27 protein-coding genes, 1 pseudogene and 1 riboswitch are annotated in these 23343 nt (G+C 69.8%); of the genes and pseudogenes, 13 read left to right on the plus strand and 15 right to left on the minus strand.

What is annotated here, in order from left to right; genetic code table 11:
* The first annotated feature begins 72 nt into the window (after positions 1-72).
* From AC1DMQ_RS09020 to smc, 4 genes are all read left to right on the plus strand, one after another.
* Positions 73-612, plus strand: coding sequence for a DUF721 domain-containing protein (locus AC1DMQ_RS09020; RefSeq protein ID WP_477033219.1), 540 nt, complete (start codon positions 73-75; stop codon positions 610-612).
* 135 nt (positions 613-747) lie between these two features.
* On the plus strand, positions 748-1386 hold the full coding sequence (locus tag AC1DMQ_RS09025; protein WP_477033220.1) for a thioredoxin domain-containing protein: 639 nt from the start codon (positions 748-750) through the stop codon (positions 1384-1386).
* Complete coding sequence (locus AC1DMQ_RS09030; protein ID WP_477033221.1) at positions 1383-2009, plus strand: DsbA family protein; 627 nt, start codon at positions 1383-1385, stop codon at positions 2007-2009. Before AC1DMQ_RS09025 ends, AC1DMQ_RS09030 begins: the two co-directional genes overlap by 4 nt.
* 13 nt (positions 2010-2022) lie before the next feature.
* Positions 2023-5469 (plus strand): chromosome segregation protein SMC, encoded by a 3447-nt coding sequence (smc, locus tag AC1DMQ_RS09035; RefSeq protein WP_477033222.1) that lies wholly within the window; start codon positions 2023-2025, stop codon positions 5467-5469.
* A 140-nt stretch (positions 5470-5609) separates the two neighbouring features.
* On the opposite strand, the gene AC1DMQ_RS09040 is transcribed toward smc, so the two are convergent.
* The 4 genes from AC1DMQ_RS09040 to AC1DMQ_RS09055 form a co-directional block, all read right to left on the minus strand.
* Complete coding sequence (locus AC1DMQ_RS09040) at positions 5610-6404, minus strand: TSUP family transporter (RefSeq protein WP_477033223.1); 795 nt, start codon at positions 6402-6404, stop codon at positions 5610-5612.
* A gap of 70 nt (positions 6405-6474) precedes the next feature.
* Positions 6475-6804, minus strand: coding sequence for a DUF6481 family protein (locus AC1DMQ_RS09045; protein ID WP_477033224.1), 330 nt, complete (start codon positions 6802-6804; stop codon positions 6475-6477).
* A 114-nt stretch (positions 6805-6918) separates the two neighbouring features.
* Positions 6919-7134 carry a hypothetical protein gene (locus tag AC1DMQ_RS09050; protein WP_477033225.1) on the minus strand — a complete coding sequence of 72 codons (216 nt, stop codon included), beginning with the start codon at positions 7132-7134 and terminating at the stop codon, positions 6919-6921.
* A gap of 13 nt (positions 7135-7147) precedes the next feature.
* Entirely contained in the window at positions 7148-7285 is a 138-nt protein-coding gene (locus tag AC1DMQ_RS09055) for a hypothetical protein (RefSeq protein WP_477033226.1), read from the minus strand.
* A 367-nt stretch (positions 7286-7652) separates the two neighbouring features.
* On the opposite strand from AC1DMQ_RS09055, the gene AC1DMQ_RS09060 reads away from it, so the two are divergent.
* From AC1DMQ_RS09060 to AC1DMQ_RS09080, 5 genes are read left to right on the plus strand one after another with little or no spacing between them, the layout of a single operon-like run.
* Positions 7653-8021 carry an AtpZ/AtpI family protein gene (locus tag AC1DMQ_RS09060; RefSeq protein ID WP_477033227.1) on the plus strand — a complete coding sequence of 123 codons (369 nt, stop codon included), beginning with the start codon at positions 7653-7655 and terminating at the stop codon, positions 8019-8021.
* A 25-nt stretch (positions 8022-8046) separates the two neighbouring features.
* Positions 8047-8817: a F0F1 ATP synthase subunit A gene (locus AC1DMQ_RS09065; protein ID WP_477033268.1), complete on the plus strand. Its 771-nt coding sequence runs from the start codon at positions 8047-8049 to the stop codon at positions 8815-8817.
* A 49-nt stretch (positions 8818-8866) separates the two neighbouring features.
* Entirely contained in the window at positions 8867-9091 is a 225-nt protein-coding gene (locus AC1DMQ_RS09070) for a F0F1 ATP synthase subunit C (protein WP_477033228.1), read from the plus strand.
* Positions 9092-9120: 29 nt separating this feature from the next.
* Complete coding sequence (locus tag AC1DMQ_RS09075) at positions 9121-9654, plus strand: F0F1 ATP synthase subunit B family protein (protein ID WP_477033229.1); 534 nt, start codon at positions 9121-9123, stop codon at positions 9652-9654.
* Positions 9655-9666: 12 nt separating this feature from the next.
* Positions 9667-10176, plus strand: coding sequence for a F0F1 ATP synthase subunit B (locus AC1DMQ_RS09080; RefSeq protein ID WP_477033230.1), 510 nt, complete (start codon positions 9667-9669; stop codon positions 10174-10176).
* Positions 10177-10393: 217 nt separating this feature from the next.
* Here AC1DMQ_RS09080 and AC1DMQ_RS09085 read toward each other — a convergent pair whose 3' ends face one another.
* The 8 genes from AC1DMQ_RS09085 to ispH form a co-directional block, all read right to left on the minus strand.
* Complete coding sequence (locus tag AC1DMQ_RS09085; RefSeq protein WP_477033231.1) at positions 10394-10837, minus strand: hypothetical protein; 444 nt, start codon at positions 10835-10837, stop codon at positions 10394-10396.
* Positions 10834-11277, minus strand: coding sequence for a hypothetical protein (locus AC1DMQ_RS09090; RefSeq protein WP_477033232.1), 444 nt, complete (start codon positions 11275-11277; stop codon positions 10834-10836). The genes AC1DMQ_RS09085 and AC1DMQ_RS09090 overlap by 4 nt, the downstream gene beginning before the upstream one ends.
* A 133-nt stretch (positions 11278-11410) precedes the next feature.
* Complete coding sequence (gene gcvPB / locus AC1DMQ_RS09095; protein ID WP_477033233.1) at positions 11411-12985, minus strand: aminomethyl-transferring glycine dehydrogenase subunit GcvPB; 1575 nt, start codon at positions 12983-12985, stop codon at positions 11411-11413.
* The gene (gene gcvPA, locus AC1DMQ_RS09100) at positions 12982-14328 is read right to left on the minus strand and encodes an aminomethyl-transferring glycine dehydrogenase subunit GcvPA (protein WP_477033234.1); all 1347 of its coding nucleotides are present in this window, start codon (positions 14326-14328) and stop codon (positions 12982-12984) included. The genes gcvPB and gcvPA overlap by 4 nt, the downstream gene beginning before the upstream one ends.
* Entirely contained in the window at positions 14329-14847 is a 519-nt protein-coding gene (locus AC1DMQ_RS09105) for a hypothetical protein (RefSeq protein WP_477033235.1), read from the minus strand. It lies immediately after the preceding gene.
* A 3-nt stretch (positions 14848-14850) separates the two neighbouring features.
* Positions 14851-15216, minus strand: coding sequence for a glycine cleavage system protein GcvH (gene gcvH, locus AC1DMQ_RS09110; RefSeq protein ID WP_477033236.1), 366 nt, complete (start codon positions 15214-15216; stop codon positions 14851-14853).
* Between the two features lie 24 nt (positions 15217-15240).
* A complete protein-coding gene (gcvT, locus tag AC1DMQ_RS09115) occupies positions 15241-16368 on the minus strand; it encodes a glycine cleavage system aminomethyltransferase GcvT (protein WP_477033237.1) in 1128 nt (375 codons plus the stop codon).
* A gap of 153 nt (positions 16369-16521) precedes the next feature.
* Positions 16522-16613: riboswitch (glycine riboswitch) on the minus strand.
* A 59-nt stretch (positions 16614-16672) separates the two neighbouring features.
* Positions 16673-17644, minus strand: coding sequence for a 4-hydroxy-3-methylbut-2-enyl diphosphate reductase (ispH, locus tag AC1DMQ_RS09120; RefSeq protein WP_477033238.1), 972 nt, complete (start codon positions 17642-17644; stop codon positions 16673-16675).
* A gap of 182 nt (positions 17645-17826) precedes the next feature.
* Here ispH and AC1DMQ_RS09125 point away from each other — a divergent pair, with 182 nt between their 5' ends.
* The 4 genes from AC1DMQ_RS09125 (at position 17827) to rnhA (ending at position 21909) form a co-directional block, all read left to right on the plus strand.
* Positions 17827-18537, plus strand: coding sequence for a Tat pathway signal sequence domain protein (locus AC1DMQ_RS09125; RefSeq protein ID WP_477033239.1), 711 nt, complete (start codon positions 17827-17829; stop codon positions 18535-18537).
* Positions 18534-20375, plus strand: a complete 1842-nt coding sequence (locus AC1DMQ_RS09130; RefSeq protein ID WP_477033240.1) for an arginine--tRNA ligase — start codon at positions 18534-18536, stop codon at positions 20373-20375. Before AC1DMQ_RS09125 ends, AC1DMQ_RS09130 begins: the two co-directional genes overlap by 4 nt.
* 125 nt (positions 20376-20500) lie before the next feature.
* Positions 20501-21463, plus strand: coding sequence for a homoserine kinase (thrB, locus tag AC1DMQ_RS09135; protein ID WP_477033241.1), 963 nt, complete (start codon positions 20501-20503; stop codon positions 21461-21463).
* Positions 21460-21909 (plus strand): ribonuclease HI, encoded by a 450-nt coding sequence (gene rnhA, locus AC1DMQ_RS09140; protein ID WP_165190629.1) that lies wholly within the window; start codon positions 21460-21462, stop codon positions 21907-21909. The genes thrB and rnhA overlap by 4 nt, the downstream gene beginning before the upstream one ends.
* Here the strand turns inward: rnhA and mug are convergent.
* The 3 genes and pseudogenes from mug to AC1DMQ_RS09155 all read right to left on the minus strand — a co-directional run bounded on the left by mug (position 21906) and on the right by AC1DMQ_RS09155 (position 23312).
* Positions 21906-22418 carry a G/U mismatch-specific DNA glycosylase gene (gene mug, locus AC1DMQ_RS09145; protein ID WP_477033242.1) on the minus strand — a complete coding sequence of 171 codons (513 nt, stop codon included), beginning with the start codon at positions 22416-22418 and terminating at the stop codon, positions 21906-21908. The genes rnhA and mug overlap by 4 nt on opposite strands.
* 193 nt (positions 22419-22611) lie before the next feature.
* Positions 22612-22827: pseudogene (locus tag AC1DMQ_RS09150) on the minus strand (DNA-3-methyladenine glycosylase); the annotation flags it as partial.
* A gap of 65 nt (positions 22828-22892) precedes the next feature.
* Complete coding sequence (locus AC1DMQ_RS09155; protein WP_477033243.1) at positions 22893-23312, minus strand: rhodanese-like domain-containing protein; 420 nt, start codon at positions 23310-23312, stop codon at positions 22893-22895.
* Positions 23313-23343: the final 31 nt, after the last annotated feature.

Here is a 23343-nt window from a genome sequence, read left to right on the forward strand (position 1 = left end):
GTGAACTACACCCGGGATGACAGCCGTTGTTGATCGCTCCCGTCAGCGACTTCCGTCTGCTACCCTCCCCCCATGCGTCGCCCCCTGCCCACAACGGAAGAAGCTCTCGAGATCCTCAAGCGCCGCCGCACGCGTCCGCAGTTCCGCGCGCCCCCGCCGGCCGGCAAGTCTCTGGCCCCGCTGATCAAGAAGCTGGACGAGAAATTCGGCCAGGGCCCCGCCGTGCTGAAGGCCCGCTGGCGCGAGATCGTCGGCGACACCCTGGCCCGCCGCACCGAGCCCGTCCGCGTCATCAAGAGCCGCACCGGCGAGGGCGGCACCCTGGAGCTGCGGGTCGACGGGCCGGTGGCCTCGCTGATCCAGCACCAGGCGCCGCAGATCACCCAGCGCCTGGACCTGCTGCTGGGCAAGGGCGTCGTGACCAAACTGCGCATCGTCCAGGGCCCGGTGAAGGCCCCGGCCGCGCCCGCCGTCGCCAAGCCCCGCCGCAAGCCGCCGCTGGACGCCGCCCAGGAACGCGACCTGGCCGACAGCCTGGCCGACCAGCCGGAGGGCGGCCTGAAGGAGGCCCTGCTGAAGCTGGGCCGCGGCGTCCTGCGCGATCCGCGCTAGGTCGGCGTCAAAGCCTCGGCTGGATTGACAACCGGACGTTCGATAGGCTGATGCGACGCCTTATCCGCGCCCTTTTCACGCGACTAAAGAATCGCGCTTAACTTCACTGTTCACGACTATCCCAGGGAAGATCTCATGCGTCCGTTGACCCGCCGGCTTTTGACCGCCGTCGCCCTCACCGCCTCTCTGGGCGTCGCGCTCGCCGGCTGCGGCGACAAGAAGGAGTCGGTGTCCGCCGACGACATGTCGCTGGGCAACCCCAAGGCCAAGGTCACGGTCGTCGAGTACGCCTCGGCCTCGTGCATCCACTGCGGCCGCTGGAACAACGAGGTCTTCCCGGCCTTCAAGGCCAAGTACATCGACACCGGCCGCGTGAACTACGTCTACCGCGAGTTCCTGACCGAGCCCGTGCAGGTGGCCTCGGCCTCGTTCCTGATGGCCCGCTGCGCCGGCAAGGACAAATATTTCTCGGTGCTGGACTCGGTCTATCGCTCGCAGGAAGAGATGTTCACGACCGGCGACTATCGCGGCGTGCTGCTGCGCGTGGCCCAGTCGGCCGGCATGAGCGAAGCCCAGTTCACCAGCTGCGTCACCGACGAGAAGGCCCTCAAGGCCCTCAACGACCGGGTCGAGAAGTACCAGGCCGACGCCAAGATCACCGGCACCCCGACCTTCATCATCAACGGCAAGAAGGCCGGCGGCGAAGACGGCGGCGAGCAGTCGATGGCCGAGCTGGACGCCGCCATCGCGGCGGCCGAGGCGGCCGCGAAATGATCCTCGACCGGCGCGCCCTGATCGGAACGGGCTTGGCTGCCTCGAGCGCGGCGTTGATCGCCGCGCCGACGGTCGCGCGCGCCGCGCCGCTGCCGGCGGCCGAGGGCGACATGGCCCTGGGTTCGCCGAAGGCCAAGGTGCAGGTGGTGGAGTACGCCTCGCTGTCCTGCACCCACTGCGCCCACTGGAACAACGAGGTCTTCCCGGCCTTCAAGAAGCAGTTCATCGACACCGGCAAGGTCCGGTACGTGTTCCGCGAGTTCCTGACCCCGCCCGCCCAGTTCGCCGCCGCCGGCTACATGCTGGCCCGGCGCGTGGGCCCGGCCCGCTATTTCGAGGTGCTGGACACGATCTTCAAGCAGCAGGACGCCATCTTCCAGAGCGAAGACCTGTGGGGCGGACTGCTGAAGATCGGCAAGGGCTTTGGCCTGACCGAGGCCCAGTTCACCACCGCCCTGCAGGACAAGGCCGCCCTGGCCGCGATCAACGCCCGGGTCGAGAAGGCCACAGTCCGCGACAAGATCGAGGTGACCCCCACCTTCTTCATCAACGGCGAACGCCTCGAGGGCGGCCAGCCGATCGAGACCTTCGCCGCCGCGATCGCCAAAGCGGCCAAGGGCTAGGGAGCGGGCGCACGTGCAGTTCCAGCGCCTGCGCCTTCAGGGATTCAAATCCTTCGTCGAGCCGACCGAGTTTCGGATCGAACCCGGCCTGACGGGCATCGTCGGGCCCAACGGCTGCGGCAAGTCCAACCTGTTGGAAGCCCTGCGCTGGGTGATGGGCGCCAACTCGGCCAAGGCCATGCGGGCCGGCGGCATGGACGACGTGATCTTCGCGGGCAGCGGCAACCGCCCGCCCCGCAACCACGCCGACGTCACCCTGACCATCGACAACGCCGACCGCACCGCACCGGCCCAGTTCAATGACGACCCGGTGCTGGAGGTCGTTCGCCGCATCGACCGGGGCGAGGGCTCGACCTACCGCATCAACGGCCGCGAGGTCCGGGCCCGCGACGTCCAGCTGCTGTTCGCCGACGCCTCGACCGGGGCCAACTCGCCGGCCCTGGTCCGCCAGGGCCAGATCAGCGAGCTGATCGGCGCCAAGCCGCAGAACCGCCGCCGCATCCTGGAAGAGGCGGCCGGCGTCTCGGGCCTGCACACCCGCCGCCACGAGGCCGAGCTGCGGCTGCGGGCGGCCGAGGCCAATCTCTCGCGCCTGGAGGACGTGGCCCGCGAGCTGGAAACCGCCCTGGGCCGGCTTCGTCGTGAAGCGAGGCAGGCCGAGAAGTACAAGCGCCTGTCGGCCGAGATCCGCGCCGTGCAGGGGGCGGTGCTCTACGCCCGCTGGACCGAGGCGCGCGACACCCTCAACCGCACGCAAAGCGACGCGACTGAAGCGGCGCGAAGCGTAGAAGACACCGCCCGCGCCGCCGCCACGGCCCAGACCGCGATCCTGGCGGCCGAGACCGCCATGCCGCCGCTGCGCGAGGAGGCCTCGATCGCCCAGGCCATCCTGGGCCAGCTGGCCATCCAGAAGGACCGGGCCGAGCGCGAGTCCGAGGCCGCCCAGGCCGAGTTCGAGCGGCTGTCGGGCGACCTGACCCGCATCGACGACGACCGGGCCCGCGAGGCCCAAGGGTTGCAGGACGCCGTCCAGGCCCTGGCCCGCGCCGACGCCGAGCTGAGCGAGTTGCGCGCCCAGATCGCCGCCGCGCCCGCCCGGGGTCCCGAACTRGCCGCCGCCGCCAAGGCCGCCGAGGACGCGCGCGCCAAGGCCGACGCCGAGGTCGAGCAGCTGGCCGCCCGCGCCGCCGCCGAGGACGCCCGGGCCCGCGCCGCCGCCCAGCGCCTGGCCGAGGCCGAGAGCCGCCTGGCCCGCACCGTCCGCGCCCTGGACCAGGCCAAGGCCGAACGCGCCGCCGTCGGTCCCGTGGTCGACCCGGCCGCCGCCGAGGCCCGCCAGCGCTTCGCCAACGCCGAGGCCGGCCTGGCCGCCGCCCGCGCCGCGCTCGAAGAGGCCGAGGCCGTCCGTGTGAAGGCCGCCGCCGCCGAGGCCCAGTCGCGCGACCTCGCCCGCAAGGTCGAGGACCAGTTGGGCCGCCTGCGCACCGAGGCCCGAGGCCTGGCCCAACTGACCGCCCCGCGCGCCAAGAGCGGCTTCTCGCCGGCCCTGGACGCGGTGACGCCCGAGAAGGGCTACGGCGCGGCCCTGGCCGCCGCGTTGGGCGATGACCTGGAAGCCGCCCTCGATTCCCGCGCGCCTTCGTTCTGGGCGGGCGGCGAGGCTTCGGCGGTGAAGTGGCCTGACGGCGCGACGCCATTGGCCCCGCTGATCAAGGCTCCGCCGGAACTGGCGGCCCGCCTCTCGCATGTGGCCGTGATCGAGCGGGCCGACGGCGACCGCCTGGCCAAGGGCCTGCCGGTCGGCGCGCGCCTGGTCTCCAAGGAAGGCGACCTGTGGCGCTGGGACGGCTTCGTGGCCCGGGCCGACGCGCCCAAGCCCGCCGCCGTCCGCCTGGAGCAACGCACCCGACTGGCCGAGGTCGAGACCGAGATCGACCAGGTCACGCCGCGCGCCGAGGCCGCGACCGCCGCCCTGAAGACCGCCGCCGACGCGTTGCGGGTCGCGGAGGAGACGCTTCGAGATAAACGCCGGGGGCCGCCCGAGGCCGAACGCCTGCTGACCGGCGCGCGCGAGGCCGTGACCCGCTACGAGCGCGAGGCCGCCCAGCGCGAGGCCCGCGCCCAGTCGCTGGACGACACCATCGCCCGCTTCGAGGCCGAACGGGTCGAGGCCGACACGGCCTTGGCCGCCGTCCGCGCCGAGAGCGCCGGGACCGAGAGCGCCGCCGACCTCGCGCCGCAGCTGGCCGCCGCCCGCCAAGCCGCGACCGCCGCCCGCGAAGCCGCCGCCGGCGCCCGGTCTGCCCTGGAGCAGGAGACCCGCGAGACCGCCGGCCGCGCCCGCCGCCTGGAGACGCTGGAACGCGACCACGCCGACTGGGCCAAGCGCCGCGAGGCCTCGGCCAGGCGCGAGACCAGCCTGGACGCCGACCGGGTCAAGGCCGCCGCCGCCCTGGAGGCCGCCCGCGAGGCCCCGACCGTACTGGCCGAGAAGCTGGTGGTGATCGTCGAGCAGTTCGCCGCCGCCGAGGATCGCCGCGCCAAGGCCTCGGACGCCCTGGAGGCCGCCGAGACCGCCCGCCTGAACGCCGACCGCGCCGCCCGCGCCGCCGAGCAGGCCGCCTCGGAGGCCCGCGAGAAGCGCGCCGCCCTGGTCGCCACCCTGGACGCCGTCCGCGACCGCTTCGCCGAGGTGGCCGGCGCCATCCGCGAACAGGCCCGCATGGAGCCGGAAGAGCTGGGCCGCCATGTGGCCGGCGAGGCCGTGGCCGTGCCCAAGGACGCCGCGGGTGTGGAAGCTCACCTCTTTGCGCTTGAGCGCGAGCGCGACGCMATCGGCCCGGTGAACCTGCGCGCCGAGGAAGAAGCCAACGAATACGCCGCCCGCCTGGAGACCATGCGCACCGAGCGGGCCGACCTGTCGGGCGCCGTGGGCAAGCTGCGGGCCGGCATCGAGGAGCTGAACGCCGAGGGCCGCGAGCGCCTGCTGGCGGCGTTCGAGGTGATCAACGCCCACTTCCAGACCCTCTTCCAGGCCCTGTTCGGCGGCGGCCAGGCCGAGCTGCGTCTGGTCGAGAACGACGATCCGTTGGAGGCGGGCCTCGAGATCTTCGCCTGCCCGCCCGGCAAGCGCATGGCCTCGATGAGCCTGATGAGCGGCGGCGAGCAGGCCCTGACCGCCAGCGCCCTGATCTTCGGCGTCTTCCTGGCCAACCCCGCGCCGATCTGCGTGCTCGACGAAGTCGACGCGCCGCTCGATGACGCCAATGTCGACCGCTACTGCAACATGCTGGACGAGATGCGCCGGCGGACGAAGACGCGGTTCATCGCCATCACGCACAATCCGGTGACGATGAGCCGGATGGATCGGCTGTTCGGGGTGACGATGGCCGAGCGGGGGGTGAGCCAGCTGGTGAGCGTGGATCTCAGCACGGCCGAGCAGTTGGTGGCGGCGCAGTAATCCCTCCCCCTATGGGGGAGGTGTCGCCCGCAGGGCGACGGAGGGGGGAGTGATCGGCAGGCGACCATAACCCGTATCGACGAACCTAAGACTCCCCCCACCGATCGCTTCGCGATCGCCTCCCCCACGGGGGGAGGGCCTTAGTGAGTGAAAAGCCCGACAACCGCGTGCCTCAACGGGTTCGCCGGATCGCTCAACAGCTTCACCGCCATCGCGCACGACATCACCACCAGCAGCGGCCGGATCAGCCGGCCCCCGAACCGCATCGCCAGCCGCGACCCCACCTGCGCGCCCAGGAACGCCCCCGCGGCCATGGCCAGCCCCACGGGCCAGACGACCGCGCCCTTCAGGATGAACAGCGACAGGCTCCCCAGGTTCGACGCCGCATTGGCCAGCTTGGTATGGGCGGTGGCCTTCAGCGCGCCGTAGCCCAGCAGGGTGACGATGGCGACCATGTAGAAGGCCCCCGCCCCGGGTCCGAAGATCCCGTCGTAGAAACCGATCAGCGGGGCCGCGGTGAAGGCGAAGACCGGCAGGGTCAGGCGCGGATGGACGTCCTCGCCCTTCAGCCCCTTCGACAAGCCGAAATAGAGGGCGATGACGATCAGCAGGAGCGGCACCAGGGCCGCCAGCACGCGCGGCGACAGCAGGCTGGCGCAGAGCGCGCCGCAGAGACCCGCGACGGCGGCCGCGCCGGCGACCGGCAAGGCGGTCTTCCAGTCGATCAGCCCGCGCCGGGCGAAGGCGCTGGTGGACGAGAGGGCGCCGAACGCGCCCTGCAGCTTGTTGGTGCCGAGGGCCGCGACGGGGTTCATGCCGGTCAGCAGCAGGGCCGGGACGGTCAGCAGTCCGCCGCCGCCGGCGATGGCGTCGAACGCCCCGGCGACCGCCGCCACGGCGAACATCGTGGCCAGCAGGGCGAAATCGACGTGCATCCGTTCAAGCCCTCGCGCGGTCCGCCCTCAAGACGGGCCGGGACCACGCGATAGAGCGAGTAGTCGGTGATTACTTCTGGCGCGCCTTGCGGGCGGCGTACTTGGCGTCGCGAGCGGCCTTCTGCTCGGCTTGCGTCAGAGCCTTGCGCTCCTTGCGGTCAGCGCGCTTCTCGGCGAGGGCGGCCTCTTCGCGCGCCAGGATCTCCAGGCGGGCGGCTTCCTTGATCGCGGCGCGTTCGGCGCGGACCCGTTCCAGCTCGGCTTCGCGCTCGGCGTGGCGCTGCTCGAAGTTGGGGTCCTGGACGGCGGGCTTCGCCTTCATCTTGGCCAGCATGGCCTTCTTGGCTTCGGCGGCGGCGGAGATGCGATCGGCGAAGCCGGTGTTCTTCAGATGCGACATGAATCTTCTGGTTGGTGGAAAGTGCGCTCCTAAGACCCCAAAACGCCGGGAAAAGCAATTGACCTTCCCCGGCGCTAATGGACACAGGCCCGTCGCGCCGGGGTTTCGAGGCCTTTATTTCTCGATCCGATAAACGGTGTAGCTGTGCGGCGCGACCGCCGCGGCGAACTCGGTGCGGGCCGGCACGCCCTGGCGTCGCCACGCGTCGGCCTTGCCGTCGGCCGGCCTGGCCTGGACCAGCTTGCCGCTCGACAGGTCGCGCAGCTTCACCCCGGCGCCCAGCAGCGACAGGTTCACGTCCGTGTCGTCGTCGCGGAACGACTGCACCACGAAGGTCCCGTTGTCACAGGCGAACAGCTGACCCCGGCAGGGGCTGTGATTTGGCGGCCGGAGCGGCCTGGGCGCCGGACGACAGGGCGGCGGGCGTGAAGACGGCGCACAGCGCCGCGGCGCCGATCAGACTGCGGGGGACGCGGATCATGGCTTGGTTCTTCCCTCAATGAGCCCGCCGGCGCATCGAGGCGGCCGATCTTGGTTGCGGTACCATATGGTTGGTACGACAAATGACGCGAGGGAAATCTGTGGCCCGCGCCAAAACGGGAGGGCGTCGCGCCCCGGTTCCGCGACGGAACCGCGCGCTTCGAAACCGCCCGCGATCACGTAAGGGCGCGCCGATTCCGGCACGCGGTTCTAAAATCTCCAAAAACTGTTATAAAACCGCCACTTGAGACGATACCACCCAACCTTGACGCACCGCAGCGCGCCCTATAGGTTCCGCCGCGATCAAGCCGGCCGGAAAACCGCCTCTATTGGGGCGGCCGCGGGCGTTTTCGGACCTGACCGCTCCCATGCCCAAGGCCGACGAACCGAACGACCAGGCTCCGCAAAGCCTCGACGCTCGGATCGCCGCTTTCGAGGCGCGAAAGGCGGCGGAAAGCCCGATGCGCGCCGAGCACGAGAAATCGTCCCAGGACGGCTATCGTCTTCTGGCGGATCTGATCGGGGGCGTTCTGGTGGGGCTCGGTTTCGGCTGGCTGCTCGACCGTTACGCCGGCACGGGGCCCTGGGGCATGGTCGGCGGTCTGCTGATCGGCATGGGGTCTTCGATCTACATCGTCGTCCGCAAGGCGACAAAATTGAGCGCGCAGGCGTCGGTCCAAAAGACCGACGGAGACACGGGAGGCGGGTCTACCGCCCCCAAGCAGAAGAGAGACTAGGGCCTTGGCCACGCCGATCGACCCGATGCACCAGTTCATGATCCAGAAGATCGTGGCGCTGCCTTCCGTTACCGTGCCGGGTCTGGGCGCGATCGACCTGTCGATCACCAACTCGATCGCCGCCATGCTGCTGGCCGCGACCCTGATCATCGTGTTCTACGCCTTCGCGGGTCGCGGCGCCGTCATCCCCGGCCGCCTGCAGACCACCGGCGAGCTGCTGTATGGACTGGTCGACGGCCTGACCAGCTCGATCATCGGCCACGACGGCAAGAAGTACCTGCCGTTCGTCTTCACCCTTTTCGCCTTCGTGCTGTTCATGAACCTGCAGGGCATGCTGTTCGGCTGGACCGGCAACTTCCTGGGCTTCACCGCCACCTCGCAGCTGGCCGTGACCTTGACCCTGGGCATGCTGGTGATCCTGACCGTGATCGGCGTCGGCTTCGCCAAGAACGGCATCAAGTTCTTCAAGCTGTTCGCCCCGTCGGGCGTGCCGTGGCCCCTGTATTTCCTGCTGGTCCCGATCGAGATCATCTCGTTCCTGATCCGCCCGATCACCCTGGCCCTTCGTCTGTTCGGCAACATGCTGGGCGGCCACGTGGTGCTGAAGATCTTCGCGACCTTCGTGGCCATCCTGCTGGCCATGGCCCCGGCCTACTGGCTGGTGGGCCTGCTGTCGCTGACCTCCGTCGTCGCTCTGACGGCCCTAGAGTTCATGGTGGCCTTCCTTCAGGCCTTCGTGTTCGCGGTGCTCACCTGCGTCTATCTGAACGACGTCGTGCACCTCGACAGCCACTGATCAACCTTTAGTCTTTCAACCAACACACCGTTTCCAAGGAGTCTCAATCATGGACGCTTCCGCCGCTAAGTTCATCGGCGCCGGTCTGGCTATGCTCGGCATGGTCGGCGCGGGCATCGGCCTCGGCATCATGTTCGGCAACTACTTCCAGGGCGCCCTGCGCAACCCGACGGCCGCCGCTCAAGAGCGTCCGATGCTGTTCCTGGGCATGGCTCTGACCGAAGCCCTGGGCATCTTCGCCCTGGTCATCGCCTTCCTGATCCTGTTCTCCTAAAAATCCCTAGCTGAGAGGCGCCTTCGCCCATGGCGACGGAACATCACGGCACGGTCGAGTCGACTGAAGCTCCCAAGCACGAAAGCAGCGGCCTTCCGCAGCTGCAGTTCGAGCATTGGGGCGGTCAGATCGTTTGGCTGCTGCTCATCTTCGCCGTCCTCTTCGCGGTGCTGTCCAAGGTGCTTCTGCCCCGGGTCAGCGGCGCGATCGAGACGCGCGGGGCCAAGATCGCCGGCGACATCGCCGACGCCCGTCGTCTGAAGGACGAAGCCGAGGTCCAGGCCCGCGCGGCCGCGGCCGAGGTGGCCGAGGCTCGCGCCAAGGCCCAGAAGACCGCGGCGGACGCCAAGGCCAAGGCTTCGGCCGAAGCCGCCGAGCGTCAGGCGAAGGAAGAGGCCGTGCTGGCTGAAAAGCTGGCGGCCGCCGAAGCCCGCATCCAGGCCGCCCGCGACGAGGCCATGGGCCACGTCCGCGCGGTGGCCTCGGAAACGGCCGGCGCCATCGTCGAAAAGCTGACGGGCAAGGCGGCTTCGGCCGCCGAGCTCAAGGCCTCGCTGGCTTAGGGAGAGACGACGATGGAACATCACTCGCTCTTCGACCTGGCCAACCCCGAACTGTGGGTGCTGGTCGCCCTGGCCCTGTTCATCGGCCTGCTGGTCGTGCTCAAGGTCCTGCCGGGCGCGCTGTTCGCGGGGCTCGACGCCCACGCGGCCAAGATCAAGGCCGAACTCGACGAGGCTCACCAGCTGCGGGAAGAGGCTCAGGCCCTGCTCGCCGAGGTGAAGGCTCAGCGGGACGAAGCCGAGCGTCAGGCCGCCGGCATGCTCGAAGCCGCCAAGGCCGACGCCGCGCTGATCGCGTCGGAAGCCAAGGCCCGGCTGGAAGAGCAGATCACGCGCCGCGCCGAAATGGCCGAGCGCAAGATCGCCCAGGCAGAGGCCCAGGCCGCCGCCGACGTCAAGTCGGCCGCTGTCGACCTCGCCGCCCAGGCCGCCGAGCAGATCCTGGTCGCCCGTCTCGCCTCGGGCGGTTCGGACGGCCTCGTCGACACGGCGATCGGCCAGATCGGTTCGAAGCTGCAATAGCGGCTTCGGGTACAATCACGACATCAAGGGCGCGCTCCTCGCGGGGCGCGCCCTTTTTGCATTCCGCCCCCTATGGGGGCGGACAGGCGGCGCAGCCGCCAGGTGGGGGCAAGTGAGGGACGGCAAGAAGACAAACGGCTAGCGTCATGCGGCTAACACTTGCCCCCTACGGACCGCTTCGCGGTCGTCTTCCCCCAGAGGGGGAAGAGGGCGTCGCCTAAACCGGCTGCTTCTTCAACCACCGCCGCCGCAGATACTTCCGCCCGCGCTTGAGCACCCGCCAGGACGCCCGGCGCAGGAACAGCTTCTCGGACCGCAGCAGCTGCTGCCAGGCCACCAGCATGATTTCCGGCTCGCGGCGCATCAGGCGGCGGATCGGGAAGATCAGCTTGGGGTGCCGCCGCTGCCAGCGCAGGAAGCGGCGCTTGGCCTGGAACGAGTTGCGCAGCACGATCATCAGCCCGATGACCAGCAGCGGCAGGCCCACGTGCCCCGGCAGCGGCGTCAGGACGACCCCGGCCAGCAGCACCAGCACGCCGAAGGCCAGCGCCGCCCAGCGGGCGACGCGACCCGCGGTTTCGCGCAGGACCAGGGCTAGACGGCGACGGCGGCGATAGAGCCTCGAAGGCAGTCTGGCGAGCGTATCGGCCGCCGAACTCACGGCCGCTGCTTGGCCGACTGACGCGCGGTCTGGCGCGCGGAGGCCTGGCGCCGAAGGGACTTGCGCCAGCGTTTGGCCACGCGCCAGCGGCGCGGCATGACCAGGCGCTCCATGCGCAGGACCTGCTGCCAGGCGACCGGAAACACTTCCGGCTCGCGGCGCAGCAGGCGGCGCAGCGGGAACAGCAGCTTGGGGTGGGCGTGCTGGAAGCGGACGAACTGCTTGCGGGCCCGGAACGAGTTGCGCAGCACCAGCATCAGGCCGACCACCGTCAGCGGCACGCCCAGCGGGCCCGGCAGCGGCGCGATCAGGAAGCCCGCCACGATCAGGATCAGGCCCAGCGTCACCAGAACGACGCGCGCAATCCGCCCGAGAAGCTCGCGGGCGAGTTCATCGGCGGCGGAGAAGCGCACGGGCGGCATGGCGAGGGCAAGGTTCATGGGCAGGAAGAAACGGGTTCCGTGGTCCGTTCGATCCCGGCGACGACCGGCCTCCTCGGCTCACTGACCCCGATATGAGAACGGGGCGCCCTTCCGTAAAGGCGCCCCGTTCCGATTCGTCAGACTGTGGCGCCTATTCCGCCGCCAGTGGCGCGGCGGCCACAGGTTTCCACCTCAGACGTGGCTTACGCGCCGCCTGGGTCTCGTCCAGGCGCTTGAGCGGCGCATGGTAAGGGGCGCCCTTGAAGCGGTCGACGTCGCCCCCCTTCGCCGCGCCGGCCAGGGCCCGAAGCGCGACGATGAAGCGGTCCAGCTCCTGCTTGGATTCCGTCTCGGTCGGCTCGATCAGCATCGCGCCGTGGACGACCAGCGGGAAGTACATGGTCATCGGGTGGAAGCCCTCGTCGATCATCGCCTTGGCGAAGTCGAGCGTGGTCACCCCGGTGCCTTCCAGCCAGGCGTCGTCGAACAGGGCCTCGTGCATGCACGGGCCGTTCGGGAAGGCCGGGCTCATCAGGTCCGACAGGCGGGCCTTGATGTAGTTGGCGTTGAGGACGGCGTCCTCGGCCACCTGGCGCAGGCCGTCGGCCCCGTGGCTGAGCATGTAGGCGTAGGCGCGCACGAACATGCCCATCTGGCCGTGGAAGGCGCTCATCCGGCCGAAGGCCTGGGCGGCGGGGCCCTTGGCCTCCTCGACCAGCTGGAAGCCGTGCTCGCCGCTGACCACCCACGGGGTGGGGGCGAACGGAGCCAGGGCCGCCGACAGCACCACCGGACCCGCGCCCGGACCGCCGCCGCCGTGCGGGGTGGAGAAGGTCTTGTGCAGGTTGATGTGCATGGCGTCGACGCCCAGGTCGCCCGGGCGGACCCGGCCGACGATGGCGTTGAAGTTGGCGCCGTCGCAGTAGAAGTACGCGCCCGCCGCGTGGGTCAGGCGGGCGATCTCGACGACGTCGCGCTCGAACAGGCCGCAGGTGTTGGGGTTGGTGACCATGATGGCGGCCACGTGGTCGCCCAGCTTGGCCTCCAGGTCGGCCAGGTCGACCCGGCCGTCGTCGGTCTGGGCGATCTCCACGACCGTGTAGCCGCAGAAGGCCGCCGTGGCCGGGTTGGTGCCGTGGGCGCTGGTCGGGGCCAGGACCGTCTTGCGGTGGCCCTGTCCGTTAGCTTCGTGGGCTGCACGGATGGCCAGCAGGCCGCACAGCTCGCCGTGGGCGCCGGCCTTGGGCGACAGGGCGACGGCGGGCATGCCGGTCAGGGTCTTCAGCCAGTGGGCCAGGCGGTCCATCAGCTCGATCGCGCCCTGCACCGTCGACTGCGGCTGCAGCGGGTGGATGTCGGAGAAGCCCGGCAGGCGCGCCATCTTCTCGTTCAGGCGCGGGTTGTGCTTCATCGTGCACGAGCCCAGCGGATACAGCGCCAGGTCGATGGCGTGGTTCTTCTGGCTGAGACGCACGTAGTGGCGGACCGCCTCGGGCTCGGACAGGCCCGGCAGGCCGATGGGCTCGGCGCGGACCAGGTCGCCCAGATCATCGGCGGCCGGAGCGTCCGGCAGGTCGACGCCGGTCTTGTCCCAGGCGTTCAGTTCGAAGATCAGCGCCTCGTCCTGCAGCAGGCCGCGGGCCCCGGTCAGGGTGGGGTGAACGTAGTCGTTGGCGTCGCCAGCGGTTTCAGGACGGGTCGGGCGTCCGACGGAATTCATGCTCATTGTGCCAGCACCTTGGTCAGGGCCTTGGAGAAGAAGGTGATGTCGCTGTCGGGCGTGGTCTCGGTGACGGCGACCAGCAGGACGTCGTCCAGGCCGGCGGTCGGGTCGAGGCGCGAATAGGGGACGCCGGCGATGATGCCGTTGGCGGCCAGGGTCTCGACCAGCTCGGCCGCGTTGCCCGGCACCTTGATCGCGAACTCGTTGAAGAAGCGCGGGGTCAGCACCTGCACGCCCGGCACGGCCGCCAGGGCGTCGCGCAGGGCCACGGCCTTCTGGTGGTTGACCAGGGCCAACCGGCGCAGGCCCTTCTCGCCCAGCAGGCTCATGTGGATGCTGAAGGCCAGGGCGCACAGGCCGCTGTTGGTGCAGATGTTCGACGTGGCCTTGTCGCGGCGGATGTGCTGCTCGCGGGTCGACAGGGTCAGGACGAAGCCGCGACGGCCTTCGGCGTCGACGGTCTCGCCGCAGAGCCGGCCCGGAGCCTGGCGAACGTATTTTTCCTTGCAGGCGAACAGGCCGACATAGGGGCCGCCGAAGTTCAGGCCGTTGCCGATCGACTGGCCCTCGGCCACGACGATGTCGGCGCCCATCTCGCCGGGCGACTTCAGCAGGCCGAACGAGACGGCCTCGGTGGCGACCACGATCAGCAGGGCGCCGGCGGCCTGGGCGGCGGCGGCGATCTTGCTGACGTCGGTGGCCGTGCCGAACACGTTGGGGGTCTGAACCACGACGCAGGCGGTGTCGGCGTCGATGGCGGCGATCACCGCGTCCTCGGCGTCGACGGCGGGGGCAAGGCGATCGGTGGCGACGCCGGCCGCGTGGGCCAGGGTCTCGACCGTGCCGACATATTGCGGGTGCACGCCGCCCGACAGGACGGCCTTGTTCCGGCGGGTGATCCGGGCGGCCATCATCACCGCCTCGGCGGCGGCGGTGGAGCCGTCATAGAGCGAGGCGTTGGCCACTTCCATGCCGGTCAGGGCCGCGACCTGGGTCTGGAACTCGAACAGCACCTGCAGCGTGCCCTGGGCGATCTCGGGCTGGTAGGGCGTGTAGCTGGTCAGGAATTCCGACCGCTGGATGATGTGGTCCACCGTGGCCGGCACGTGGTGGCGATAGGCCCCCGCCCCGACGAAGAACGGGCCTTCTGAGGCCGAGCGGTTGCGGCGCGACAGGGCCAGCATCTCGCGCTCGACTTCCAGCTCGCCGGCGTGGAACGGCAGGTCCACCGGATCCTTGCGGCGGGCGACGGCCGGAACGTCGACGAACAGATCGTCGATCGACTCCGCGCCGATGACGCCGAGCATGTCGGCGCGATCTTCGGGGGTAAGGGGGAGGTATCGCATCTAGATCGACTTTCCGAAAAGGGCGTCCGTCAGGCGTTTGAAGATGGGTTGGGCGGGCTTGGCGTCACGGGCGGCGCGGGCCTTGGCGAGGGCTTCGGCGACGGCGGCCTCGTAGGCTTCCGTCTCCTGTTGGGTCTCGATGTCGCCGGCCAGCCAGTCGCGGAAGTCGGCGCGCTCGGCGGTTCCGTGGGCCTGAAGCCTCATCGACCAGGCCGGCGGCGGCTGACCGGTCGCTGGCGTCCCGCAGACCGCGCCGTTGCTCATGACCACGAACGAGGCGGTGGCTTCCGCCAGATCGAAGACCAGGTCCAGGACCGCGTCGTCGAACCGCTCCAGGTCGATCACGGCGATGTCGTCGTCCGGATCGACATTGACGATCATGACCGTCTCGCCGGCGAGGCCGACCTCGCCGTCCGCGCCGAACGTCGCGCCGGCCGCGGCCAGGGCCTTCTCCACCGCCGCCCCATAGGCCGCCGGAGCGGGCGTCAGGGTCGAGTTGTGGAGAAGGACCTGGACCATGGCTTACAGCGTGCCGAGGAACGCTTCGTAGGCCGCGCGGTCCATCAGGGCGTCGAGCTCGCCGGGATTGCTGAGCTTGATCTTGGCGAACCAGCCGCCGGCTTCCGGCACGGCGTTGACGGTCTCGGGAGCGTCCGACAGCTGGCCGTTGGCCTCGACCACTTCGCCCGACACCGGGGCGTAGACGTCGGAGGCGGCCTTGACGCTCTCGACCACCGCCAGGGCTTCGCCCTGTTTCACGGTCTTGCCGACTTCCGGGACTTCGACGAACACGACATCGCCCAGCTGCTCGGCGGCGTAGCCGGTGATGCCGACGGTCGCGACGTCGCCGGCGACTTCGACCCACTCGTGGTCCTTGGTGAACTTCATGGTCTGGGCCCTCTTTGTCTGGATCTAGATCTTGCGCACGTAGCGGGTCGGAACGAACGGCGAGGTCACGACCTCGGCCGCCTGCGGCTTGCCGCGAACGATGACTTTCAGCTTCGAACCGACCACCGCCAGGGCGGGGGGGACGAAGCCGATGGCGATGGCGCCGCCGAAGCTGGGGCCGAAGCCGCCGCTGGTGACCACGCCGACCACGGCGCCGGTCTCGTCGGCGATCTCCGCGCCTTCACGAGCGGGCGCGCCTTCCAGCACCTTCAGATTGACGCGGACGCGCTTGAGATCGCCGGCCAGTTCCTTGGCGATGCGATCGGCGCCCAGATAGTCGCCGGCCTCGCGGCGGCTCTTGCCGACGGCGAACGGCATGCCGGCCTCGATCGGCGAGACGGTCTCGTCCATGTCGTGGCCGTAGAGCGGCAGGCCGGCCTCCAGGCGCAGGCTGTCGCGGGCGCCCAGGCCGATGGCCTTCACGCGCTCGTCTTCCAGCAGGGTGTTCCAGATGCGCTCGGCCTCGGCGGCCGGCACCGAGATCTCGTAGCCGTCCTCGCCGGTGTAGCCCGAGCGCGAGATGATGGCGTCGGTCCCGAAGGCGGTCAGGGCCTTGGTGTCCATGAACACCATGCCGGCGGCTTCCGGCACGTGGGCGGCCAGGACGGCGGCGGCCTCGGGGCCCTGCAGGGCCAGCAGGGCGCGGTCTTCCAGGCGCTGGACGGTCGCCTCGCCCTTCAGGGCTTCGGCGATGATCTTGTAGTCGTTGTCCTTGCAGGCGCCGTTGACGACGATGAACAGGCCGTCGTCGTCCGGACGCGCGGTCATCAGGTCGTCGATCACGCCGCCCTCGGCGTTCAGCAGCACCGCGTAGCGCTGCTTGCCGGGCTTGAGGCCCTGGTAGTCGGCCGAGACCAGCTTCTCGAAGCTCTTGGCGGGATTGTCGCCGCGCAGCCGCGCCTGGCCCATGTGCGAGACGTCGAACAGGCCCGCGTGCTCGCGGGTCCACAGGTGCTCCTTCAGCACCCCGTCCTTGTACTGCACCGGCATGTGATAGCCGGCGAACGGCACCATGCGAGCGCCGGCCGCGACGTGCGCGTCGTACAGCGGGGTCTTCTTGAGATCTTCAGTGGACACGCTTTGCTCGGACACGGGGGGGCTCCAATCGGGGTCGGCGACGCCGCCCGGCTTTCGCCAGGTGGTCTCGCCCCCGCTGTCCCTTTGACCTGAGAGATTTCGGCCAAGCTAGCTTGGCCTTGCTCCTTCGGCGGGCAGCGCTTTCACACTGCCTCTTTCCAGCGTTCCTAAACCCGCGCGGTCCTTTTGCCTGAGCGTTTCCGGGGCGGTTGCGCCTTCGGCCTCGGGACCAGAATCCCGATGTCTCCCGCGAGGGTAGAGGCGTGTTTGGGCGAGGGGGCGGGCGGAGTCAACGGGGAAGGCGATGGCCCGAGAGCGTTTAGGCCGTCAGCAGCCGGGGCAGCTTGAACGTCACGGTCTCGCGCGCCTCGATCAGCTCCTCGACGGTCACGTCGTAGCGGGCGGCCATGGCGTCGATCACGCCCTGGACCAGGTCCTCCGGGGCCGAGGCGCCGGCGGTGACGCCGACGCGCGACACGCCCTCGAACCACGACCAGTCGATGCCGCGCGCGTCGTCGATCAGCCGGGCGTCCCGGGCGCCGGCCCGCTTGCCGACCTCCATCAGCCGCACCGAGTTGGACGAATTCTTCGAGCCGACCACCAGGATCAGTTCCGACGCGCCGGCCAGCAGCTTCACCGCCTCCTGGCGGTTGGTGGTGGCGTAGCAGATGTCTTCCTTGTGCGGGGCGGCGATGCCCGGGAAGCGCGCTTTCAGCAGGTCGACCATCTCGGCGGTGTCGTCGACCGACAGGGTGGTCTGGGTGAGGAAGGCGACGTTGGCCGGGTTCTGGGGGACCCAGGCGCGAGCGTCGTCGATGTCCTCGATCAGGGTGACCGTGCCCTCGGGCAACTGGCCCATGGTGCCGACGACCTCGGGGTGGCCGGCGTGGCCGATCAGCACGATCTCGCGGCCGGCGTCGAAATGCTTCTGGGCCTCGACGTGGACCTTGGAGACCAGCGGGCAGGTGGCGTCCAGATAGACCATCTCGCGGGCCTTGGCGGCGGCGGGCACCGTCTTGGGCACGCCATGGGCCGAGAACACCACGGGACGATCGTCCGGCGCCTCGTCCAGTTCCTCGATGAACACCGCGCCCAGGGCCTTCAAGCGGTCGACCACGTGGCGGTTGTGGACGATCTCGTGGCGCACATAGACCGGCGCGCCGAACTTCTCGATCGTCCGTTCGACGATCTGGATCGCCCGATCGACGCCGGCGCAGAAGCCGCGCGGACTGGCCAGGACCACGCGGAGTTCGCGGCGGCCGGGGCTGGGAATGGGCGAATGGGCGTTCATGGTCCCGAACCTAAGGGTTCCGGGCGGCCCGCGCCAGCGGGCCAATCGAGTCTGGTCTAAAAGTCCGCCGCATCCTGTTGAAACCTGCTGTACATTGCGACGTCACGCATATGCCTTTATCAGGCTCCATGACGCTGGCGGGGAATCCCGCTCAAGCTTTCCAATCTCGAACCGGACGTTTCATGCGCCGCAATCTTTCTGTCGCCCTCAGCGCCCTGATGGCCCTCTCGATCGCCGCCACGGCGACGACCGTCCACGCCCAGCAGGGCGGGCGTCCCGGCGGCCAAGGCCAGGACGACGGCGACCAGGCCGCCAAGAAGAAGAAGCGCGACGACGAGTGGAACCAGCCCAAGGCTCCCCTGGCTCAACTGCGCAACGCCGGCCCGTGCCCCTATGTGAAGGTGCTGTACGACGCCAGCCGCTATGTCGAGTTCAAGGACGGCAAGGAGGCCGCCGCCCAGACCGCCTACACCGGCGAGATCCAGGGCCTGACCTCGGGCTGCGCCTACAAGAGCAACGACCCGATCAGGATGCAGGTCCAGTTGCTGTTCGCGCTGGGCCGCGGCCCGCAGGCGACCGGCGCCCAGAAGACCTATCGCTATTGGGTCGCGGTCACCGAGCGCAACAAGGACGTCCTGGCCAAGGAATATTTCGACCTGCCGGTGACCTTCCCGCAGGGCCAGGATCGCGTCTATGCGAACCAGACGCTGCAGACCATCACCATCCCGCGCGCCGACGAAAAGGTCAGCGGCGGCAATTTCGAGGTCCTGATCGGCTTCGACGTGACCCCGGAAATGGCCGCCTTCAATCGTGACGGCAAGCGCTTCCGCGTCAACGCCGGCCAGACCCAGCAGGCCCAGACGGCCCAACCCGGAAACACGCCCAAGCCATGAGTGATTTGAAGCGGTCCCTGAGCGAGGCGGCCGCGGCCGCCTTCCAGGCCGCCGGACTGTCCCCCGACTTCGGTCGCGTCACCGCGTCCGACCGGCCCGACCTGGCCGACTTCCAATGCAACGGGGCCTTGGCGGCCGCCAAGAGCGCCAAGCGCAATCCGCGCGAGATCGCCGTGCAGGTCGTCGACATCCTGAAGACCGACCCGCGCCTGGCCTCCGTCGAGATCGCCGGCGTCGGCTTCATCAACATGCGCGTCAGCAGCGACGCCCTGTCGACCCGCGCCAACGAGATCGCCGCCGATCCGCGCGCCGGGGCCGAGCCCCTGGCCGCCCCGCGCCGCGTGCTGGTCGACTACGCCGGCCCCAACGTCGCCAAGCCGATGCACGTGGGCCACCTGCGCGCCTCGATCATCGGCGAGTCGGTCAAGCGCCTGTACCGCTTCCGCGGCGACGACGTGGTGGGCGACGCCCACTTCGGCGACTGGGGCTTCCAGATGGGGCTGCTGATCAGCGCCATCATGGAGGAGGACGCCTTCATCCGCGCCCTGCTCGAGCGCCTGGTCGAGGCCCCTCGCGGCTTCTCCGCCGCCGACGAGGCCAAGGTCATGGCCGAGTTCGCCCAGCGCGTGACGCTGGAAGACCTGGACCGCCTCTACCCGGCCGCCTCGCAGCGCCAGAAGGACGATCCGGAGTTCAAGGAAAAGGCCCGCAAGGCCACCGCCGAACTGCAGAACGGCCGCTTCGGCTACCGCCTGCTGTGGCGTCACTTCGTCAACATCAGCCGCGTGGCCCTGGAGCGCGAGTTCCATGCCCTGGGCGTCGACTTCGACCTCTGGAAGGGCGAGAGCGACGTGCAGGACCTGATCGCCCCGATGGTCCGCCAGCTGGAGGTCAAGGGCCTGCTGGTCGACGACCAGGGCGCCCGGATCGTCCGCGTCGCCCGTCCCGGCGAGACCAAGAAGAAGAAGCTGCCCGACGGTTCGGTGGTCGAGGTCGAGAGCCCCGACCCGCTGCTGGTCGTGTCGTCGGAAGGCTCGGCCATGTATGGCACGACCGACCTGGCCACGATCCTGGACCGCCGCAAGACGTTCGACCCGCACCTGATCCTCTATTGCGTGGACCAGCGCCAGGCCGACCACTTCGAGCAGGTGTTCCGCGCCTCGTACCTGGCCGGCTACGCCGAGCCGGGCGGGCTGGAGCACATCGGCTTCGGCACCATGAACGGCAGCGACGGCAAGCCGTTCAAGACCCGCGCCGGCGGGGTGCTCAAGCTGCACGACCTGATCGAGATGGCCCGCGAGAAGGCCCGCGAGCGCCTGCGCGAAGCCGGCCTGGGCGCGGAACTCTCGGAAGAGGCTTTCGAGGACACCGCCCACAAGGTGGGGATCGCCGCCCTGAAGTTCGCCGACCTGCAGAACTTCCGCGGCACCTCCTACGTCTTCGACCTCGACCGCTTCACCAGCTTCGAGGGCAAGACCGGGCCGTACCTGCTGTACCAGTCGGTGCGCATCAAGAGCATCCTGCGCAAGGCCGCCGAGCAGAAGGTCGTCTCGGGCCCGATCGTCGTCGGCGAGCCGGCCGAGCGCGACCTGACCCTGCTGCTGGACGCGTTCGAAGGCGCCCTGTCGGAGGCCTACGACAAGAAGGCCCCCAACTTCATCGCCGAGCACGCCTACAAGCTGGCCCAGACCTTCTCGAAGTTCTACGCCGCCTGCCCGATCCTCGGCGCCGACGAACCGGCGATCCGGGCCTCGCGCCTGGCCCTGGCCGAGACGACGCTGCGGCAGCTGGAGCTGGCCCTGAACCTGCTGGGCATCGAAGCGCCGGAACGCATGTAGGACGCGTCGGCGGCGCTCAATGATCTCGAGCGTCGCCGATCGTTCCAGCTTTTCTCGGGCCTGGCCGACGAAAAGCACGATCGCTCGCACTTGACCGCCAGCGCCCGCTCCCGCATCCCCGCGCCATGGCCGTCTACACCGACATCACCGACGACGAACTCTCAGCCTTCCTGGGCGACTACGACCTGGGACAGGCCGTGGCGTTCAAGGGCATCGCCGAGGGGGTGGAGAACTCCAACTTCCTGCTGGAGACCACCACCGGCCGCTTCATCCTCACTGTCTACGAGCGGCGCGCCAAGCCCGAGGACCTGCCCTATTTCCTCGACCTGCTGACCTGGCTGGCCGATCGCGGCTATCCCAGCGCCAAGCCGATCGCCGACCGTTCGGGCGCGACGCTGAAGACCATCCGCGGCAAGCCGGCCGCCCTGGTCGAGTTCCTGCCCGGCCTGTCGGCCCGCCGCCCCACCGTCGCCCACTGCCGCGAGGCCGGCGAGGGCCTGGCCTGGCTGCACCTGGCCGGCGAAGGCTATCCGGCCCGCCGCGCCAACGACCTGGGCCAGCCGCACTGGGCCCCGCTGTTCGCCAAGCACCGCAAGGACGCCGACGGCCTGAAGCCGGGTCTCGCCGCCACCATCGACAAGGACCTGGCCGAGCTGGCCCTGGCCTGGCCGCGCGGCCTGCCGGCGGGCGTGATCCACGCCGACTACTTCCCCGACAACGTGTTCTTCAAGCCGGACGGCAAGTTCGCGGCGGCCATCGACTTCTACTTCGCCTGCGACGACGCCTACGCCTACGACATCGCCGTGACCCTGAACGCCTGGTGCTTCGAGGCCGACGGCAGCTTCAACATAACCTCGGCCAGGGCCCTGATCGCCGGCTACGAGCGTCGCCGGCCGCTGAGTCCGGCCGAGCGCGACGCCATTCCGATCCTGGCCCGCGGCGCGGCGATGCGCTTCTTCCTGACCCGCCTGGCCGACTGGGGCGCGACCCCGGCCGGGGCGCTGGTCAAGCCGAAGGACCCGCTGGAATACGAGCGCAAGCTGGCCGTGCACCGCGAAGGCCTCAGCCTGTTCGGAGCCGGCGCGTGACCCCCAAGCTGATCATCTACACCGACGGCGCCTGCCGCGGGAATCCCGGCCCGGGCGGCTGGGGCGCCCTGCTGATGTACGGCGACAAGAAGAAGGAGCTGTGCGGCGGCGACCTGGCGACCACCAACAACCGCATGGAGCTGATGGGCGCCATCCAGGCCCTGGAAGCGCTGAACAAGCCGACCAAGGCCGAGCTGCACACCGACAGCCAGTACGTGATGAAGGGCGTCACCCAGTGGATCCACGGCTGGAAGGCCAAGGGCTGGAAGACCGCCGACAAGAGCCCGGTCAAGAACGTCGACCTGTGGCAGCGCCTGGACGCCGCCCGGGCCCGTCACGAGGTCGACTGGCGCTGGGTCAAGGGCCACGCTGGCCACGTCCACAACGAGCGCGCCGACGAGCTGGCACGGCTGGGCATGCTGAAGGCGCTGGGCGAGAAGGCCTAGTCGCCCTCGACGGCCAGCCGCAGCTCCCGAAAGGCCGCCACCAGGGCGTCCAGGCTGAAGCTCAGATTGCGGCCGCTGGGATTGGGCAGCACCCACGCGACGGCGCCGCCGAACGGCTCGGCCTGCCGGCCCCACGCCACGGTCCGGCGACCCAGCATCGCGCCATAGGCCGCCTTGCCCAGGAAGGCCACATGGCGCGGCGCGTACCGGCGCACCCAAAGCTCGAACCCGGCGGCGGCGTCGACGAATTCCGACCGCGCCAGGTCATCGACACCGGCGGCCGGCCGCTCGACCACGCTGGTGACGCCCAGGCCGTAGTCCAGCAGGCTGGCGTCCCGCTCCGGCGCGATCTGGATCGGGGTGAACCCGGCCGAGTGCAATACGCGCCAGAACCGGTTGCTCCGACCGACGAAGTGATGCCCCGCCGCCGCGGCGGAAAGGCCGGGGTTCAAGCCGCAGAACACCACGTCCAGGCCCGGCTTGACGATGTCGGGAAGCGGCTTGTCCATGGGCGTCCCCGCTAGAGGTTGAGCGACTTGGGGCCGCTGACGAACGGACTGCTCCGAACATGGAAGCGCAAGACGCGGTCCGTCTCCTTGGAAAGGCCGATCCTGACGCCCTCCCCGATTTCACCCGGCTCCTGGCCGCCTCGCTCGACACGTTCAGCATCCAGGAGACGCCACAGGCCAGATAGATGTAGGCGTGGCCGGGCTCGAGAAACAGCGAGCGCGTGCGGGGCGTCATGCCCCGGTAGGCGTGCCCCGCCGCGTCGCCGACGACATAGGCTTCGGTCTCGACGATCAAGCCGCTGGCGACGCCCTCCGGCGTCTCGCGCACGACCACCTTGCCGATCAGGAACCGTGCGAGGGCGGCCGTATCGATCGGCAGTTCGGACCGCGCGAGGCGTCGATAGGTCATGCCAGTCCCGCCCCCCAATCGTCATCCCCGCGTGGTGCAGGGATGACGAATGTGGGTACGCCGCCCTAGGCCGCCAAGCTTCCCGGCTCGGCGCCCGTGGCGAACGGCAGGCCTTCGTCCTCCCAGCCGGTGACGCCGCCGATCATCAGCTTCACGGGGCGGCCCAGCAGCGCCAGCTTCAGCGCCGCGCGGTCGGCGCCGTTGCAGTGCGGGCCGGCGCAATAGACCACGAACAGGGTGTCGGCCGGCCATTCCGCCATGCGCTCGGCGCTCATGTCGGCGTGACGCAGGTGGATCGCGCCGGGCACGTGGCGGCGGGCATAGGCCTCCGGCGAGCCCACCACGTGCAGCAGGACGAAATCGGTCTGGCCGGCCCGCATCGACGCGCCGACGTCGGAACAGTCGGTCTCCAGGGCCAGGCGACGGGCGAAGTGGGCGGCGGCCTCGGCGGACGGCGCGGCGGGGATGGCGGACACAAAGCTCATGGCGATCTCCTCGGTTGACGAGGAAGACTTG

It is taken from the genome of Caulobacter sp. 05L422, assembly GCF_056397765.1.